Origin of the sequence: Paenibacillus sp. PL91, assembly GCF_012935325.2 — a bacterium.
Taxonomy (GTDB): Bacteria; Bacillota; Bacilli; order Paenibacillales; family Paenibacillaceae; genus Pristimantibacillus.
Genome location: NZ_JABBYG020000006.1, coordinates 1 through 16066 on the forward strand (window position 1 = coordinate 1; position 16066 = coordinate 16066).

Below are 16066 nucleotides of genomic sequence, written 5' to 3' on the forward strand. Positions count from 1 at the left end.
CATGTTCGGCATATTGCCCATGCTGCCGGGGGCTGCCATACCGCCCATTTGCCCCATGTTCGGCATATTGCCCATGCTGCCGGGGGCTGCCATACCGCCCATTTGCCCCATGTTCGGCATATTGCCCATGCCGCCGGGGGCTGCCATGCCGCCCATTTGCCCCATGTTCGGCATATTGCCCATGCCGCCGGGGGCTGCCATGCCGCCCATTTGCCCCATGTTCGGCATATTGCCCATGTTGCCGATACTGCCCAGGTTCATCTTTTTTTCTGCCAAGCCAAAGACCTCCATTCGAATGGTATGACATATAGGTATGCAGGAATGAGTCGGGTCATACAACAAATGGAATAGTCAGATTCCAACGTTTGGCGGGTGCCACTCGTCCATACAACTCTCTTAAATTTGCATAGAATAGAGTAAGTTCGAGAGGGAGGGGGGATAGAAATGTCCGCCAATTTGAAACTGAAAGTTCGCAATGTGAAAACTTCACGCAAAACAACTAGCCGCGCTCGCATATCTAACTGCAAATGCAATGACAATCACAAAAGCTGTGGCCGCAGAGAAGACCCAGCAGTCGAAGGTGTGCAGGAAGCAGGAAAAGAATTAAGCGATATTTTCAAGCAATTGAAAGACGAACGTACTGCGGCAATGCTGGTCAGAGCTATTCGCTGCCGCGACGCAAGAGCGATTCAAAACTTGCTTGATTGCGATTGCCGTGTTGTTAATTTCTTCTGCACGCGCGATAAAGACTGCGTAAGAATTTGCTGCCAATTCGGAAGATACAATGATGTAACAGTTACCTTCGATATTTGCATTAGAAGAGTGCAGGATGAGTGTCGTCGCAACAATTTCTGGCAATTTTGATTAATAAGAAGGGCTGCCCAAGCATGTGGGGCAGCCCTTCTTGTTGATTTGTAGAAATCACGGGGGCTCAGTTAGCCGCATACGTTATAGGAGTGAAAGCTTAGAAAGCCGAAGGAGAATGGAGGGGAAAAGGATGCCGCAAATACCTAATTTTCCGCAAGCGCTGCTTGATGAACACAAAGTATGGCATCACACGAATCATTTGGTACCTGGGACGGTGCCGCCGCCTGGCTATGGAGAACGCTTCCTGCGATTTCATCGGGATTATATTAATCGGGTTTACAGATGGCATGACTCCATGGGCTACGATCGAAGATGGATAGCGGGATGGAGCCAGATTCCGGAGGGTATTCGGCGTTCAAGCTGTTTTGATGCGGGAGCGGAGCAAAGATTGCAATACAATTTGCAATCGTTCGCGTCAATCGATCAGCTTGGCAGCTTTATTGAAAGCAATTTGCATGGCTGTTTTCATGATATGGCTGCGCAGCTGTACAATCAGCCGGAGCTGAATGACTTTGATCTTGCGCCGCGCCATACCGAGTTTTATAACATCCATGGATGGATTGATCAGTGGTATACCAATTGGGAGCGAATTTATGGAGCACGCGGTCATGCAAGCAAAAGCGCTGCAAGCATTAAGTACAGCCGTGCAGCGCCCGAAGTACGTTCACATAAAAAGAATATTCGCGAGGCACGAATTGATTCGCTTGAACAAAGCGTGAAACGCTCGTTAGCTGATCGGTCTGATCGACAAGCTCGACGCCCAGCGCAGACACCTCGGATAAAGAGCCTTCAAACATTGCGATCAGCTCATCAAGGTCGGCCTCGTATACGCCGGCCACTTCTTCTGGCTGCAGCCGCAGCTTCGTTAAAGGCACTTCGCAAACAAGGGCAAAAACGTCGCTGACCTCACGGTCAATGAAGGGCTTGCCATTTACTTCGCCGCGGGCATCCTCGCGTACTTGTCCGAGCGAGATAAGCTGCTCGAACTGGGCGCTTACGCCAAGCTCTTCCTCCAGCTCGCGCATCGCTTCGCGGATGGTCTCGCCTGCGGCCAAATGGCCGGCAGCCGTAATGTCGTAGCAGCCCGGATTCGTATCCTTGCTGGCCTGGCGCAGCTGGAACCGTACGAATCGGCGATTCCCCTCGCGACGCGTCAGCCAGCAATGGAAGGTCCGATGCCAGTAGCCCTTCGCGTGCGTCTCTGCGCGCGTCGCCGTGCCAAGCGGGTTAAGGTGTTCGTCGTAGATGTCGAACAGCTCCTCAGCCATGCGCGGCAGCCTCCAGTTGGGACGTGCAGTGCTTGCAGCGCGTAGCCTTGATCGGCACGTTGGACAGGCAGTATGGGCATTCCTTCTCGGTTACTTCAACAGGAGCCTCTTCTTTTTTCTCGTTGCGGCGAAGAACATTGATGACTTTGACAAGCAGGAAGATACAGAAAGCAACGATTAAAAAGTCCAGCATGACATTGATGAATTGACCGTAATTAATGTACGGAGCCGAGGCTGGGTCTTTTAGCTCAGCTGAGTTAGAATAGAGAGGAATCTTTAAATCTTTAAAATCAACTCCACCCAAAATCCTGCCAATAGGCGGCATAATAATATCGTTGACGAGCGAGGTGACGATTTTGCCAAACGCTCCTCCAATAATGACACCGACAGCCAAGTCGATAACATTGCCTTTCATCGCAAATTCTTTAAATTCCTTAACGATTTTCATACTTATCCTCCTAAAAATGTTGTGAAGCAAAAACGACTGCACAAGTAGAAGACTATTTTCATCTAGTATTGCCCTGTTTCTACTTCTGCCATTCTAACATAATAGCCGAAGTCGGGAAGAAGAGAAACACCCTCTGAAATTATGACAGAAAACTGCGGAATTTTGCATAAAAAGAGAGGGTTTTATTGAAAATTGTCGAACTTAACTACTTGTAAATAAATTTATGGATATGCAAGGAGTCCTATGACCCAATCTATGATCATTGGCAATCCCTTCTATTTAGTTTTGTCTATCATCATTATGTGCTTTTCCGCCTATACGATGCTCAATATGATTGAGCAGCCGCAGCCGCGTGAGCGGGCAAACGGCTTCAACTGGATGATTGGCGGAGCCTTTGTTTTTGGATTAGGGCTGTGGACGATGCATGTCGTATCTTTGCTTGCTTCAGATTATCGAATACTTATTGATTGGAGCATGCTGCTCGTCCTCATCGTATGTGCCATTATCGTCTATGCAGCGCTTTCTGTACTAAGAAAGCAGGAGCTGAGGCAAGGACGCTATTTATTTAGTGCTCTATTAATGGCGCTTGGGTCTACGAAGCTTCAATATATGTCCATGCTGTCAGATTCGGTAATTATACTAAAAATGGATTGGCTGCTCTATTTGCTTTCCTACGCCGTTAGTTTTATTGGCGCTTATATAGCCTTTCGCAGGCTGGAATCCAAGAAGAGAATGTATAAGCTCAAAAGCTGCTTGTCGCTTGGACTGTCCAATATGGTCATGCATCAGATTAGCCTATATGCGCTGCAAATTGATTATAATGATATTTTATCAACGGATTTACTAAACGAGTATTTGCGACTGCTTGCTTTCTTGCTCGGGCTGTCCACATTAATCATTCTAAGCTTTAGTCTAACGGCTTGGCTGAATGCGAGCAAATACAGCCAGATCGATGAGCGGTATAAGCTGCTAGTCGAGAACTCAATGGATACGATCGCTTTAATTCGGGACAGCAAATGGGAATTTATGAACCGTGCCGGTCAGCGATTATTTGAAATACAGTCGGAGAAGGAAATCATCGGTTCTAGCATATACCAGCTCCTTGATGAGAAGCACCATAATGAAATGGCTGCATGGCTCGCAGCGGGACAAGAGGGAGAGGAATCGCCCAATAAGCTGATTGAGCTGCAATGGATGTCGATGCAGGGCAAGCTTCTCCATACAGAAATGGTCAGGGCAAGCTCCGCTTTTTCGGAGAAGCAGATTGTGCAGGTCATTATTCGCGATATTTCCGAACGCAAGAAGAACGAGGAATTGCTTATTAATTCGGAAAAGCTTTATGTCGCAGGCCAACTAGCTGCTGGCATTGCCCATGAGATTCGAAACCCGCTCACCTCGTTAAAGGGCTTTTTGCAGCTTCTCTCAACAGGCAGGGGCGATAGCAGCAGCTTCTACGAGATCATGAAATCTGAGCTGGTGCGGATCGAATCCATCGTGAGTGAGTTGCTTATGCTCTCCAAGCCGCAAATTTATGAGTTCGTGCATAAGGACTCGCGCAAAATCATGTCGGAGACGGTAAACCTGCTGGATACGCAGGCCATTATGCACAACGTCATCATTGAATTCCACGCCGATTATCGTCCGCTGTGGGTACATGGCGTCGAGAATCAATTGAAGCAGGTGTTCATTAACGTACTCAAAAATGCGATAGAAGCGATGCCAAGCGGTGGCGTGGTTACGATCAATATGTCTCTTGATGAAGCTCGCGGCATAATCATACGAATCAAGGATGAAGGCTCAGGCATCCCAGCAGAGCAGCTGTCCAAGATCGGACAGCCCTTCTATACGACTAAGGATAAAGGGACGGGGCTCGGCTTAATGGTTACATACAAAATCGTGGACAACCATCAGGGCCAAATCACAGCGGAGACCCAGATAGGGGTAGGGACGACCTTTATTATTCAGTTGCCATACAAGGAGCCGCCGGAAATTGAAACCTAATTTTGAAGGTGCCGTAATATGCTTAAGCAGTGAGGAGTTACGATATTTTAAGTGGGGGTTGATTAGATGTTTAATCGTTTTTTGGCGAGTATCGGTATTGGTTCCGCGAAGATTGATACGGTATTAGAGAAGGCTCGTTATGCACCCGGTGATGAAGTTCGCGGCATTGTGAAGATTCAAGGCGGCAACGTAGAGCAGCGTATCGAAACGATACAGCTATCTGTAATGACCGAATATATACGCGAGAGCAACGATACGAAAATAACGCAGCACGGCGAGATTGGCCGCTATCATGTCAGCGCACCTTTCACGCTGCAAGCGGGCGAAAGCCGCGAGGTGCCTTTTTCCTTCCAGCTCCCGCATCAAACCCCGCTTACGATTGGACGCGCACCGGTATGGGTGAAGACGGAGCTGGACATTCGCGGCGGCGTTGATCCTGGCGACAATGACCGCATTGAGGTCGTTCCTACCGCTCCAATGAATACGGTGCTGGAGGCGCTGAACCAGCTAGGCTTCCGTCTGCGCAAGGCAGAATGCGAGTATTCCTCGCGTCTTGGCGGCAAAATGCCATTTGTCCAAGAGCTGGAGTTCGTACCGACTACGCAGTTCCGCGGGCAGCTTGATGAGCTTGAGGTTATGTTCTACCCGTCGGATCGCGAGCTGGAGCTGGTGCTGCAGATCGATCGGCGCGCGCGCGGCCTATCCAGCTTTTTTGCAGAGGCGATGGATATGGATGAGTCTTTCGTGCGCACTCGCTTTACGAATGAACAGCTGGCAGCAGGATCCAATGCGATCGCCCATCAGCTGTCTGACATTATTTCGCGTTATGCTTAAGAAGGCCAGCGAATAGAAGGCAGCTCGGGAGTGCTCCTGCAGGAGCATTTCTGGGCTGTTTTTGTTTGTATTTGCAAGCTAGGCAAAGCGGTAGTGAACATATGGTTTTTTTCGGTATAATAGCTGGAGGAGGGATTTACGTTGGCAGAACCGCTTAAAGCAATGTATGACGGCTTATTTCTAGAACAATTTGCAAGCTTGGTGAAAACGGCATGGAGTCCGTTTGATGAGGCTCATTTCGTCGAACGCGTTAGGGACGGCAGCTGGGAGCAGCTTGAGCTCAAGGCACGATCGCGGAAAATAACAGAAGCGCTGGGTGCCTCATTACCGCAATCCTATGACGACGCGCTGGCTGTTTTATATCAAATAGATGAAAAATGTACGGGGCTGCCGTATTTGTTTTTTCCAGATTTCGTTGAAGTTTACGGAATGGAGCCGCAGCACTGGGAGGTATCCTTAGCTGCGCTGAAACGATTTACAACACGATCAACCTCTGAATTCGCCATACGCGCTTTTATTTTGAGCGATCCAAAGCGTTTGACTCGGCAAATGCTCGAATGGGCAGACGATCCGAATGAGCATGTTAGGCGGCTGGCGAGCGAAGGGATTAGGCCGCGTCTGCCATGGGCGCAGGCGCTGCCGCTCTTTAAGCGCGATCCATCGCCGATTATTCCTATTTTGGACAAGCTAAAGCGCGATCCTTCTCTTTACGTGCGCAAGAGCGTCGCGAACAATTTGAATGATATCGCGAAGGATCATCCGGAGATTGTCACCCAGCTTGCTGAAGCTTGGAGCGGCGAGGATGTGAGGACGGATTGGATTATCCGGCATGGCTGCCGCACGCTCATTAAGCAATCCAATCCGCAGATCATGGCCTTATTCGGTTATGCCAAAAATGAGAGCTTAGATGAAGATGCGCTTCCGCTCGTGACCGCTGCCGCATTAGAGGTAGAGCCAGGTACCGTTGCAATCGGCGGTGAGGTTTCTTTACGCTACCGTGTGCAGCTGCGGGAGGGTGAGCCGGCAAAGCTTCGAATCGAATATGGCATTGCCTTCGTGAAGTCAGGCGGCAAAACATCGTTGAAGCGGTTTTTGCTCTCAGATCGCGAGTACGCAGGCGGCGCTTCCGCATCAGGTACAAGGGTGCATCGCTTTGCGGATTTAACCACGCGCAAGCATTATAGCGGGCTTCACCGCTTCACTTTATGGGTAAATGGGAAAGAGGTGGCCAATTCCGAGCTGCTTGTGATGGAGGCTGAAGCAACATGACGATTGGTGCCAGAGTATTGAAAACGGGGATGGCCGTCGCGTTAGCGATATACTTAAGCAGCTTGTTTGGCTTCGCATCCCCGCTCATTGCTGCCGTTGCAGCCATTTTTACGATTCAGCCATCGATTTACCGGTCATGGCAGCGCGTTGCGGATCAGGTGCAAACCAATCTCCTTGGCGCCTTCATTGCAATCATAGCCGTTCGGTTGTTTGGACATACGCCAATTGCGGCGGGGCTTGTCTGTATTGTAGTTATTCTGATTAGCATCCGTTTGAAGATGGAGAGCACGATCAGTCTGACGCTCGTGACGGTCGTCGCGATCATGGAAGCGAACGGACAGGGCTGGGATGTAGCGATTGGGCGGATATTGATGGTTCTTACCGGAATCGGGGCTTCTTTCGCGGTCAATGTGCTCGTATTTCCCCCGCGCCCTAGGAGGCAGTTCACCGAGCAGGTGCATCAGGCCTACACACAGCTCTCCTTGCTGCTGCGAACGGCTATTTCCAATGAGATGAAGGAGCAGGTGTTCAACCAGGAGAAGGATAAGCTTCACGTGACGCTGAGAAAGCTGGAAGAGCGCCACGCCGTATTTGAAGAGGAGCGCAAGCTGCTTGCAAGGGCAAGGACTAGCCATGCCCGCCAGCTGCTTGTGTCGAAGCAAATGATCAAGACGCTGCAAAAAGGGGCCGATCTTCTTGATGTAGTGGAGGAGCATTATTTCGCCTCGCCAAGTGCTGGAGAGTGGGCACTGCGCTTCGATCGGCAAATTGAGGAATTATCAAAGTATCACGAGCATATTTTGCTCAAAGCAGAGGATAAAATGAAGCCGCATGCGCTAATCGAGCCGGAGGAAGAGCGTGAAGCAAGGTTCGTAAAGGACCTGACGGCATACATTATGGATGATCCGGATGAGCATAAGCGTCTCGTCTTTGTCGCTTCGGGACTTTTCGAATATGCCTATCATCTGCGTCGATTGGAGAAGCTGCTCGATCAGGTGCAGCAGCGCGAGGAGAATGCGAAGCGCGGCGCTGATGAATCGGAGGCTGCCGAGAAATAGTGCGGCATTCGCAGGCCTCATGCTATAGGAATATAACAAAACAGCAGGAGGGAGCATCGCGATTAAGCGCTCCGGCCTGCTGTTTTCTTTGCTATAAAGGGGTCAAGCAAAAATATTTATTGATCGTCGTCCGTTTTGTTGCTGCCCTCGTGACGGCGAGGATGCTGCATATGCGCTTCTGGATTATCATCATCATCATGCGGCACCAAGCGAGGATCGGTATGCCCTTGATGATGGTTATTGAAGAAGAGCTCGACCAATTGCCATTCTGTCGATCCAAGCATAAGGTCTGCCGGGAACACATCCCCGCGCTCGAGCTGTTCCTCGCGGCCCCATTCGTTTCGGTAGGTGCCCTTGACTTCAACCGTTTCACCTGACATGGGATTCATCTCATGATGGTTTTCTGGATTGCTCATATGGTGTCAACCAACCCTTCCTATGCTTATAATCCGTGCTTCGGCACCGCTGCGCGATCCGCATTTGACTGCAGCTCGCTGGCTGATTCTTTGCTGGCTTGATTGCGGTCGGCTTTTGATTGCGCTTTGCTTGCCGCTTTCTGCTGATCGGATGGCTGTTCTCCTGACATGTGGTTACCCTCCTGAGGAATTCATCGTTGTCTTCACAAGAAGATCCTCAACAGTGTGCCACAAATGGAGGGAAAGTATGAGTCCAGTTAACGAAAGAGAAGGAGGAAGGTCTATAATAGCTGAAGGCCGCAGGAGGGACAAATGGAATCGCGTTCTGTGACGGTTTCGCTGCAAGCCGGACACGGTTCGGAGAAAGCGGCTGCGGCGCCTGCTCTTCTCTCGGATTTGGCGCCATCCTTGGCGGAATTGTCTTCTGAATGCGGACGCAGATGGGCAGGTGTGCCGAAAATGGTCTCCACCATTTCTTTGAGCTCCTTGTACCGATCTGAGTCGTCAGAGGCGATTCTAACGAACATAAACATGCCGGTTAGCAGCGCGCCGGCAATAATAAGCACGACGGCGGTTGCCAAAGCGTCAAACCAAGTAAATAAGAGCGGCGCTGCATGCGCCGCTCCTCCGATCAACAAGCTCCACTCTGTCACTCGCGCTCACCTCACCCATTCACCTGATAACGCGACTCGAGGCGCTTGCCTCCGAACCACATGACCAGCACGGCGGTAATCGAGACAAAAATACGCCAAGGCTCATCGACCAGATTGCCGATATCGAAGCTAATCAGAGAGATGCAAAATATCATGACGGCCTTTCCAAGCAAAGTGGCAAGCAGAAAGGTGTGAAACGGAACTTTGCTTAGACCGGAGACAACCGTAATGACGACGGAAGGGGTGAAGGGAAAGCAAGCAAGCAGAAACAAAGGCGTGAACCCTCTGCGCTCGACCCAATTGAAAAAACGTTCCGACTTCGGAAAGCGTTTCTCAAGCCTGCCCTTGACGTTGCGCCCGAGCGAGCGGCTAATCCAAAATACGGTTACAGCGCCGGCTGTTACGCCTATCCATGAGAATAGAAATCCTAAGCCAAGGCCGTATATGTTGGCATTAGCGGCAATGATAAGAATTAACGGAAGGAAAGGGAGGAATGATTCAATCAAGGGAAGCAAAATGCCGGGCAGAGGGCCCCACTGCGAATAGCTTTGCAGCGTCCATTGAATAGAATCGAGATCCAGATGCTTTATGTATTCCAGCCAATTGCGCCAATCATCCATAGATTTAACCCCGATCTACTTATTTGTAGCTTTTTCATTTGTAGCAAACGCCTCAAAAGGGAACCATAAATAAAACAACCCGATCGCACCAAAAAGAATAGCGCTAATCCAAAAGACGGCAACCTCGCCGTTCCAAGCGGCGATCATGCCGCCTACAATTGGTCCAATCATAACGCCAACGCCTTCGACGGTGGATAATATGCCCCAGCCGAGCCCTTCCTGTTTAGGAGGAACATAAGTAGCCAGAAGCGCATTCCAAGCGGGTAAAATCGCGGAATAAGACAAGCCTAACGCAATTGCTATAAGTAAACAATACCAGAACGGCAGGCCGGAGGCTAGCATGTATAGACCAATAGCAAATATGCAGAAGCCGATAACAAGAAACCATTTTTTGCCCCCAAGCTTATCGGAAAGCTTGCCCATTGGAATGAGTCCTGCAGCAGCGCAAATCCCGCCTACCGTAAGGAGTATCGAGTACTGCGTTCCAGAGAGTCCTAGCTCCTGATCAGCAAAGCTCGGCAGAATCGGAACGAGCATGCTGGCACCCGTCGTTTGCAAAATCATGCCTGGAAGCAGCAGCCTCATTTTGCTAAGCCTGCCTTTGAGGATGATGAGCTGCTTGCGGAACGGCATGCGTATTGGCGTAGTAGCCCGCTCTTTGCTCATGAAAATCGTTAACAGGCATGCAGCGACGGACATGCTGACAAGCAGCTTGTACGTAAACGATACGCTAAAGTCGAGCAAAATATTACAGACAATCGGCCCGCTCCCAAGTCCTACCATCCAAATCGTATAAAGGACTCCCATTTGGGTAGCGCGCTGCTGCTCGGTTACCTTCGTGAGGCAAACGATCCAAATCGGCGACATGCCGATGCCATACAAGGCGGCTGTACCGATGAACATCCATGGAATCTCAGCAAATTGGAGCAGATAAACGCCGATAAGAGAGATAACAAGCCCTGCTTGCACGACGATACGGATCGAGAAGCGATCTAACAAATAGCCGATAGCCATCTTGAGCAGCGTATCAGTAACGTAGTGCGCCGATATGGCAGCTCCGATGACATCGGGCGCAAGCCCCAATGTTTTTGTGCCATAAATAGGCAATAAGCTAACCAGCACAGCACCTCTAACAAACTCTACAATGAACAAAATAACGGAGATGAGTCGCATCTCCGCTCCAAACCAACTGTTCTGATTTGTACGCAAGGACAAGCTCCTTATCCAATTATAAAGTCGCTGCTCTCTCCATTATACGCAAATTGGATAGCATATCCAAAACGATGCTGTCGGCTGCTGTTTGCGAGGCTTGAAGCTGTTTGGTGGACAGCTTGCTATTTGTAAGACGTAACGGATCATGCACAAGTTTCAAAATTTGTTCCGTCAGCTCATTCGCCTCGCTCGCTAAAATAGCCGCGCCTTTGGATTCGAGATACAGCGCGTTTTGTTTTTCTTGGCCGGGGACCGGCCGGTAAATGAAAATCGGGAGTCCTGCAGCGATCGCTTCTGAGAGAGTAACGCCGCCAGGCTTCGTTATGAGGCAATCCGAAAGCGCCATCAGCTCATGAATAGGATCAATGAAGCCGTAAACATGAAGGCGCGAGGCTCCGCTATGAGTCTGGAATTGTTTTTCAATCGTTTCTTTCAAGAGGTGATTGCGTCCACACACAAGGGCGACCTGTACGTGATCGTCTTCCAGCAATCCGCTGCAAATTTGGGATACGTCAGGCATGACGCCTTGCGCGCCCGCCATGATGAGCACGACAGGTTTATTGGGATTCAATTTATAGCGCTCGTAGAGCTCGTTTGAGGCTGTCGTTGCGCGGAAGCCGCGCTTAAGGGGGATGCCGCTTACTTGAATAGAGCTGCTCGGAATGCCGAGTTGCATAAGCTCATGCTTCAAATCCTCCGTTGCAACGTAGTAGCGCTCAATGCTCGGATGTACCCAGCGTCCATGCAGATCGAAGTCAGTGATAACGGCATAGGAGGGCGGGTGAACATTTTTTCGCCGCTTCAGCTCCGGCAAGGCGAAGCTTGGAAAAGTGTGCATGACGATATCCGGCTGCTCCACCCTGAGTATACGACGGATCTTGTCTCTTCCGAAGGAGTGAAGCAGGCCGCCGAATAACGAGTCATGCTTCATCAGTCTTGTAAAGTCATACATCCAGCCGTAGAGAGAAGGCATATGCGTATAGCTCTTTAGATAAAACTTCCTCGTTACCACATTTATCCAAGGATGAGACTCTGCCATTAAATCCACCATTACCGTACGATAATTGCCTTGTTCCTCTAGCGCGCTCTTAATTGCGTGAGCGACCTGTAAATGTCCTTCACCATAAGATGCGTACAAAATTAGCAATTTTGGCTGTGGATTATTATTGAACATGATCATATGTACACCTCCTGCCGTTAGTTTAGCGGACGAATGTCAAGCGAACATGAACGCAGTTTGGTTACTTTGTGTAATTTTTGTATAATGAATACGTAATCCATCCTATTTCAAAATTGAAGGAGCGATGATTAGAGTGCAGTACACAAAACTAGGAAGATCAGGGCTTCGCGTAAGTCGATTATGTCTCGGTACGATGAATTTTGGCGTGGACACCGATGAGAAGGAATCATTTCGTATTTTAGATGCTGCTTTGGATGCAGGCATTAATTTTATTGATACCGCGAATATTTACGGCTGGGGCGAAAATGCAGGCCGGACCGAAGAAATCATCGGCAAATGGTTTCAACAGGGAGACGGCCGCCGCGAGCGTACCGTTCTAGCTACTAAAGTGTATGGCGATATGCATGATGCCCATGACGGACCTAACCGCGAAGCAGGCTTATCCGCCTATAAAATCCGCAGACATTTGGAAGGCTCGCTTAAACGGCTTCAAACGGATCATATTGAGCTGTACCAAATGCATCATGTGGATCGGAGCGTGAACTGGAGCGAGCTGTGGGGAGCATTCGAGACTGCCGTATCGCAAGGCAAAGTCGGCTACATAGGCTCTAGCAACTTTGCGGGCTGGGATATAGCGGTTGCACAGGGCGAAGCGAAGGCAAGAGGCTCGATTGGGCTAGTATCCGAGCAGCATAAATACAATCTGCTATGCCGTCTGCCGGAGCTTGAAGTGCTGCCTGCTTCGAGGGAATTGGGCCTTGGCGTCATCCCGTGGAGCCCGCTTGATGGCGGATTGCTTGCAGGCAACCATCGCCGGAAGGACGGAGGCCGCCGCAGCGGAGATACGAAGCGGCTCGAGCAGCACCGTGAGCAGCTGGATGCTTACGCTGCATTCTGCGACGAGCTTGGCGAGCCAGAGGATCTTGTATCGCTAGCTTGGCTGCTTGCTAATCCGGCTGTGACAGCTCCGATCATCGGCGTTCGCACCCTGGATCAGTTCGAGCGCTCGCTTCGCGCAGTCGAGATCTCCTTGGATGAATCGGCGCTGAAGCGCATCGATGAAATATTCCCTGGCCCTGGCGGGGATGCACCTCGCGCATACGCCTGGTAAAAGAAAAATCGCCCCGTTTCCTGAACTGGAAACGGGGCGAATCCTATTTTGGATACCGATTAAATCAATAAGTTGAATAAGACAGGGTCTTTGTTAAGCTCAAGAAATTGAAAGCCCTTCTTCGTCATGCGCTCGACGAGGGGATCATAGTCTTCCCGGTGCGTAAGCTCAATGCCGACGAGTGCGGGACCGTTATCCTTGTTCGATTTTTTCGTATATTCGAAGCGCGTTATATCATCATTTGGCCCAAGCACCTGGTCGAGAAATTCCCGCAGCGCACCGGCGCGTTGTGGGAAGCTGACCATAAAATAATGCTTATAGCCCTCGTAAATGAGGGACCGCTCCTTGATTTCCTGCATGCGGTCCACATCGTTGTTGCCGCCGCTCACGACGCAGACGACCGTCTTGCCTTTGATCTGCTCGCGGTAGGCTTCAAGCGCCGCAATGGGCAGCGCGCCTGCCGGCTCGGCGACAATGGCATTCTCGTTGTACAAATCAAGCATAGTTGTACATACTTTTCCTTCAGGTACGGCGATCACGTCGTCCAGCAGGTCTTTGCAAAGCTCAAACGTCAGATCGCCGATACGCTTGACGGCTGCGCCGTCCACGAACTTGTCGATATGATCCAGAGGCGTCACATGGCCTGCATCAAGAGAAGCTCTTAACGATTGTGCTCCTTCCGGTTCAACGCCGATAACCTTTGTTGCAGGAGAGACGATTTTGACATAGGAGGAGACTCCGGCTGCAAGTCCGCCGCCGCCGACGGTTACGAACACGAAGTCGGGTACAGCTTCAGCCGCTTCCATTAATTCTTGGCCGACCGTTCCATTTCCAGCGATGATTTTTGGATCGTCGAAGGGATGAATGAAGGCCATGCCGCTGCGATTGCTCTCGGCAACGGCCTCGTCATATGCATCATCGAAGGTATCGCCTGTCAGGATGACCTCCACATAGGATCCGCCAAAGAAGTTGACCTGCGTTACCTTTTGGCGTGGAGTCGTGCTTGGCATATATATTTTGCCGGGGATTCCGAGCGTTTGGCAGGAGTAGGCTACCCCTTGCGCATGGTTGCCGGCGCTTGCGCACACAACGCCCCTCGATAAGGTTTCCGGCGAGAGAGAGCGCATGAGATGGAAGGCGCCGCGTATTTTGAAGGATCGAACGATTTGCAGATCCTCTCGTTTCAGCAGTACATTGCAATCGTATCGCTCGGACAGCACGCGGTTATGTTGGAGCGGTGTACGCGTAATGACATCCTTTAAATGCATTTGCGCTTGAACGATCTCTTCAAGCCCAATGCGGTGTAAGGGTACGTTGTTCGTGTTCACGGGTGACCATCCTCTCAGCTTACCAGATCAGCAGCATAGATTATTTGATCTATTATAGCACTATCAATGCATATTGACGTATGGGATTATCGTTTATTTTGAAATAGAGGAGGGGTACAGGTATGGGGAAAATGCTGAAACGATTTGTGACGGCAATCATTATCATTATTTTGCTGCTTGGCGGCGCACTGTGGTGGCTGCTATCCTATATTGCGCCGGACGAGAAGCTGGATATGAGCTACGCGCCAATTGATGTGAAAGAGAAGGCGCTGGCTATGGTCCGCAAATTAAAGCCGGAGCTCGTCCTTACGGAAGAGGATATCAACCATTTGATTAAAATGAATATGAAAAGCAAGTATGCGGCCGTGGGAGCAGGCGGATCATCCTTGGAGCTTGCAAAGGATATTCGTCTGGATGGCGCCGTGTTCGAGCTGGAAGAGGATAAGCTAATCGCTCGGATGAATGTAACCTATAAGGAGCGTATTCCAGCTGAGCTGCATGCTGTCTATTCGCTAGAGTGGCAGTCGCCGAGTATTACGCTCAGGCCCCAGTCGCTATCGATTAAGGAAATGGCATTGCCGATCAGCATGCTGGAGACGATCATTATACCGCTCGACTTGCCGGCTCAGGATGTCGTAACGGTAAGGGACGTTCAGTTCGAGAACGGACAGATCAGAATACGGTTCAAGGTGAGTCTTCAATTACCATTATAACAAGGTTCATCATGTGAGAGAGCCAAAAAACCGTCCTCGTGGGGGACGGTTTCTTGTGCTATGAAATACTAATGGTTCATTTATTAGATGATAGATACGCCAGCGCTAGCATAACCTACTACGGCAGCAGCAAGAGCCAGGTCGGCTGTATCGGCGGAGTATACCATGAGAAGACGGGTTCCCGCAGTTACTGGGATAGCTAAAGCAGGAGCAGTACCGGTTCTTGTTTCGCCTAGGGCAAGGAGGCCTGTAATTGGTGCAAACGTTACAGCAGCGCCAGCTACAGGGTTGAAGAGATTGTCACCGAGAGGAGCGCTGTACAATTGTGCCGTAAGGGTAACCGAGGAGGTAAGCAAGTTAACTGTTGCCGTATTGCTGAAGAAGGCTGAAATCGAATCTATCAAACCATCGCGAGGAACTGAAAACGCATAGTTAAAAAGAGGTCCGCCAACAACGGAGCCAGTAAGATCGATCGAAGTGCCAGTCAGTACAACCCCCGGCAGAGAAATCCCAAAACCAATTAGACTTACTGTACCAACTAAACCGCCTGCTACAGTAGTTGCGGTAATAGGTGCTCCTGATGCAAAAGGAATCATTGCTCCACCGGAAGCAGGACCAGTTGCGCCAGTTGCGCCAGTAGCTCCGGCAGGGCCTACTGCTCCAACAGCACCAGCAGGACCGACAGGACCAGCAGGGCCAGCAGGGCCAGTTCCTCCTGCTGTGTATGGACCCGCAGGGCCGACAGGACCGACAGGACCTTGAGGTCCTCTGCGGCCTGAGCTTCCTCTCCGACCATTTTCACCTCTCGGAGCTTTTACGATAAGCTCCTTCTTGACGATGATAACTTTATCTGCATCTTTCTTTCCTTTTGGACTGCAGCCTGAAACAGGTTTTCTAACGCAACGTTTCTTGTGATTATTTAAATAATTCAGCGAAAGCACCTCCTTGGTATTTGCCATATTCTACGTTTGTACTCTATCTATTGATTGGGTATGTATCCGTTATAGTCATAGACCTTCATCTATATTTGCTTAAATGTACGTTTGTAGGGAAGCTATTTGTCTACGATAAGGATCACGCCAATCAGA

General features: G+C 50.1%; 18 protein-coding genes and 1 pseudogene. 7 read left to right on the forward strand and 12 right to left on the reverse strand.

The genetic code is table 11. The features are described from left to right. Nucleotides 1–276 (reverse strand): annotated as a pseudogene (locus tag HI950_RS15280) (hypothetical protein); the annotation flags it as partial. A 168-nt stretch (nucleotides 277–444) separates the two neighbouring features. Here HI950_RS15280 and HI950_RS15285 point away from each other — a divergent pair. Continuing rightward, entirely contained in the window at nucleotides 445–864 is a 420-nt protein-coding gene (locus tag HI950_RS15285) for a hypothetical protein (RefSeq protein WP_169085563.1), read from the forward strand. 418 nt (nucleotides 865–1282) lie between these two features. Here HI950_RS15285 and HI950_RS15290 read toward each other — a convergent pair whose 3' ends face one another. The 3 genes from HI950_RS15290 to mscL all read right to left on the reverse strand — a co-directional run bounded on the left by HI950_RS15290 (nucleotide 1283) and on the right by mscL (nucleotide 2583). After that, entirely contained in the window at nucleotides 1283–1420 is a 138-nt protein-coding gene (locus tag HI950_RS15290) for a hypothetical protein (protein ID WP_187768100.1), read from the reverse strand. Between the two features lie 79 nt (nucleotides 1421–1499). Continuing rightward, entirely contained in the window at nucleotides 1500–2135 is a 636-nt protein-coding gene (locus HI950_RS15295; RefSeq protein ID WP_169085567.1) for an NUDIX hydrolase, read from the reverse strand. Next, nucleotides 2128–2583, reverse strand: a complete 456-nt coding sequence (mscL, locus tag HI950_RS15300; RefSeq protein WP_169085569.1) for a large-conductance mechanosensitive channel protein MscL — start codon at nucleotides 2581–2583, stop codon at nucleotides 2128–2130. Before mscL ends, HI950_RS15295 begins: the two co-directional genes overlap by 8 nt. Before the next feature lie 243 nt (nucleotides 2584–2826). On the opposite strand from mscL, the gene HI950_RS15305 reads away from it, so the two are divergent. The 4 genes from HI950_RS15305 (at nucleotide 2827) to HI950_RS15320 (ending at nucleotide 7745) form a co-directional block, all read left to right on the forward strand. Next, nucleotides 2827–4584 carry an ATP-binding protein gene (locus HI950_RS15305; RefSeq protein ID WP_169085571.1) on the forward strand — a complete coding sequence of 586 codons (1758 nt, stop codon included), beginning with the start codon at nucleotides 2827–2829 and terminating at the stop codon, nucleotides 4582–4584. Nucleotides 4585–4650: 66 nt separating this feature from the next. Next, nucleotides 4651–5418 (forward strand): sporulation protein, encoded by a 768-nt coding sequence (locus tag HI950_RS15310; RefSeq protein ID WP_169085573.1) that lies wholly within the window; start codon nucleotides 4651–4653, stop codon nucleotides 5416–5418. A gap of 141 nt (nucleotides 5419–5559) precedes the next feature. Beyond that, nucleotides 5560–6687, forward strand: coding sequence for a DNA alkylation repair protein (locus tag HI950_RS15315; RefSeq protein ID WP_169085575.1), 1128 nt, complete (start codon nucleotides 5560–5562; stop codon nucleotides 6685–6687). After that, nucleotides 6684–7745, forward strand: coding sequence for an FUSC family protein (locus HI950_RS15320; RefSeq protein ID WP_169085576.1), 1062 nt, complete (start codon nucleotides 6684–6686; stop codon nucleotides 7743–7745). The genes HI950_RS15315 and HI950_RS15320 overlap by 4 nt, the downstream gene beginning before the upstream one ends. 116 nt (nucleotides 7746–7861) lie before the next feature. Here the strand turns inward: HI950_RS15320 and HI950_RS15325 are convergent, their stop codons facing one another. The 6 genes from HI950_RS15325 to HI950_RS15350 all read right to left on the reverse strand — a co-directional run bounded on the left by HI950_RS15325 (nucleotide 7862) and on the right by HI950_RS15350 (nucleotide 11826). Next, nucleotides 7862–8161 (reverse strand): transposase, encoded by a 300-nt coding sequence (locus tag HI950_RS15325; protein WP_169085578.1) that lies wholly within the window; start codon nucleotides 8159–8161, stop codon nucleotides 7862–7864. Nucleotides 8162–8187: 26 nt separating this feature from the next. Further along, the gene (locus HI950_RS15330) at nucleotides 8188–8331 is read right to left on the reverse strand and encodes a hypothetical protein (protein WP_169085580.1); all 144 of its coding nucleotides are present in this window, start codon (nucleotides 8329–8331) and stop codon (nucleotides 8188–8190) included. Between the two features lie 111 nt (nucleotides 8332–8442). Next, nucleotides 8443–8814, reverse strand: a complete 372-nt coding sequence (locus HI950_RS15335; RefSeq protein WP_169085582.1) for a zinc ribbon domain-containing protein — start codon at nucleotides 8812–8814, stop codon at nucleotides 8443–8445. A gap of 11 nt (nucleotides 8815–8825) precedes the next feature. After that, nucleotides 8826–9434 (reverse strand): TVP38/TMEM64 family protein, encoded by a 609-nt coding sequence (locus HI950_RS15340; protein ID WP_169085584.1) that lies wholly within the window; start codon nucleotides 9432–9434, stop codon nucleotides 8826–8828. A 15-nt stretch (nucleotides 9435–9449) separates the two neighbouring features. Next, entirely contained in the window at nucleotides 9450–10643 is a 1194-nt protein-coding gene (locus HI950_RS15345) for an MFS transporter (RefSeq protein ID WP_223285311.1), read from the reverse strand. A 19-nt stretch (nucleotides 10644–10662) separates the two neighbouring features. Further along, nucleotides 10663–11826, reverse strand: coding sequence for an MGDG synthase family glycosyltransferase (locus tag HI950_RS15350; RefSeq protein WP_169085586.1), 1164 nt, complete (start codon nucleotides 11824–11826; stop codon nucleotides 10663–10665). Nucleotides 11827–11959: 133 nt separating this feature from the next. Here HI950_RS15350 and HI950_RS15355 point away from each other — a divergent pair, with 133 nt between their 5' ends. Continuing rightward, entirely contained in the window at nucleotides 11960–12937 is a 978-nt protein-coding gene (locus tag HI950_RS15355) for an aldo/keto reductase (protein WP_169085588.1), read from the forward strand. Between the two features lie 59 nt (nucleotides 12938–12996). On the opposite strand, the gene ilvA is transcribed toward HI950_RS15355, so the two are convergent. Then, nucleotides 12997–14265 (reverse strand): threonine ammonia-lyase IlvA, encoded by a 1269-nt coding sequence (gene ilvA, locus HI950_RS15360; RefSeq protein ID WP_317618379.1) that lies wholly within the window; start codon nucleotides 14263–14265, stop codon nucleotides 12997–12999. Nucleotides 14266–14387: 122 nt separating this feature from the next. Here ilvA and HI950_RS15365 point away from each other — a divergent pair, with 122 nt between their 5' ends. After that, entirely contained in the window at nucleotides 14388–14978 is a 591-nt protein-coding gene (locus HI950_RS15365; RefSeq protein WP_169085590.1) for a hypothetical protein, read from the forward strand. Between the two features lie 83 nt (nucleotides 14979–15061). On the opposite strand, the gene HI950_RS15370 is transcribed toward HI950_RS15365, so the two are convergent. Then, nucleotides 15062–15937, reverse strand: coding sequence for an exosporium glycoprotein BclB-related protein (locus tag HI950_RS15370; protein ID WP_169085592.1), 876 nt, complete (start codon nucleotides 15935–15937; stop codon nucleotides 15062–15064). Nucleotides 15938–16066 lie beyond the last annotated feature (129 nt).

Coding starts and splice junctions, on each gene's coding strand:
- HI950_RS15285 (WP_169085563.1), top strand. CDS start 445: ATGTCCGCCAATTTGAAACTGAAAGTTCGCAATGTGAAAACTTCACGC.
- HI950_RS15290 (WP_187768100.1), bottom strand. CDS start 1,420: ATGGATGTTATAAAACTCGGTATGGCGCGGCGCAAGATCAAAGTCATT.
- HI950_RS15295 (WP_169085567.1), bottom strand. CDS start 2,135: ATGGCTGAGGAGCTGTTCGACATCTACGACGAACACCTTAACCCGCTT.
- mscL (WP_169085569.1), bottom strand. CDS start 2,583: ATGAAAATCGTTAAGGAATTTAAAGAATTTGCGATGAAAGGCAATGTT.
- HI950_RS15305 (WP_169085571.1), top strand. CDS start 2,827: ATGACCCAATCTATGATCATTGGCAATCCCTTCTATTTAGTTTTGTCT.
- HI950_RS15310 (WP_169085573.1), top strand. CDS start 4,651: ATGTTTAATCGTTTTTTGGCGAGTATCGGTATTGGTTCCGCGAAGATT.
- HI950_RS15320 (WP_169085576.1), top strand. CDS start 6,684: ATGACGATTGGTGCCAGAGTATTGAAAACGGGGATGGCCGTCGCGTTA.
- HI950_RS15325 (WP_169085578.1), bottom strand. CDS start 8,161: ATGAGCAATCCAGAAAACCATCATGAGATGAATCCCATGTCAGGTGAA.
- HI950_RS15330 (WP_169085580.1), bottom strand. CDS start 8,331: ATGTCAGGAGAACAGCCATCCGATCAGCAGAAAGCGGCAAGCAAAGCG.
- HI950_RS15340 (WP_169085584.1), bottom strand. CDS start 9,434: ATGGATGATTGGCGCAATTGGCTGGAATACATAAAGCATCTGGATCTC.
- HI950_RS15350 (WP_169085586.1), bottom strand. CDS start 11,826: ATGATCATGTTCAATAATAATCCACAGCCAAAATTGCTAATTTTGTAC.
- HI950_RS15365 (WP_169085590.1), top strand. CDS start 14,388: ATGGGGAAAATGCTGAAACGATTTGTGACGGCAATCATTATCATTATT.
- HI950_RS15370 (WP_169085592.1), bottom strand. CDS start 15,937: ATGGCAAATACCAAGGAGGTGCTTTCGCTGAATTATTTAAATAATCAC.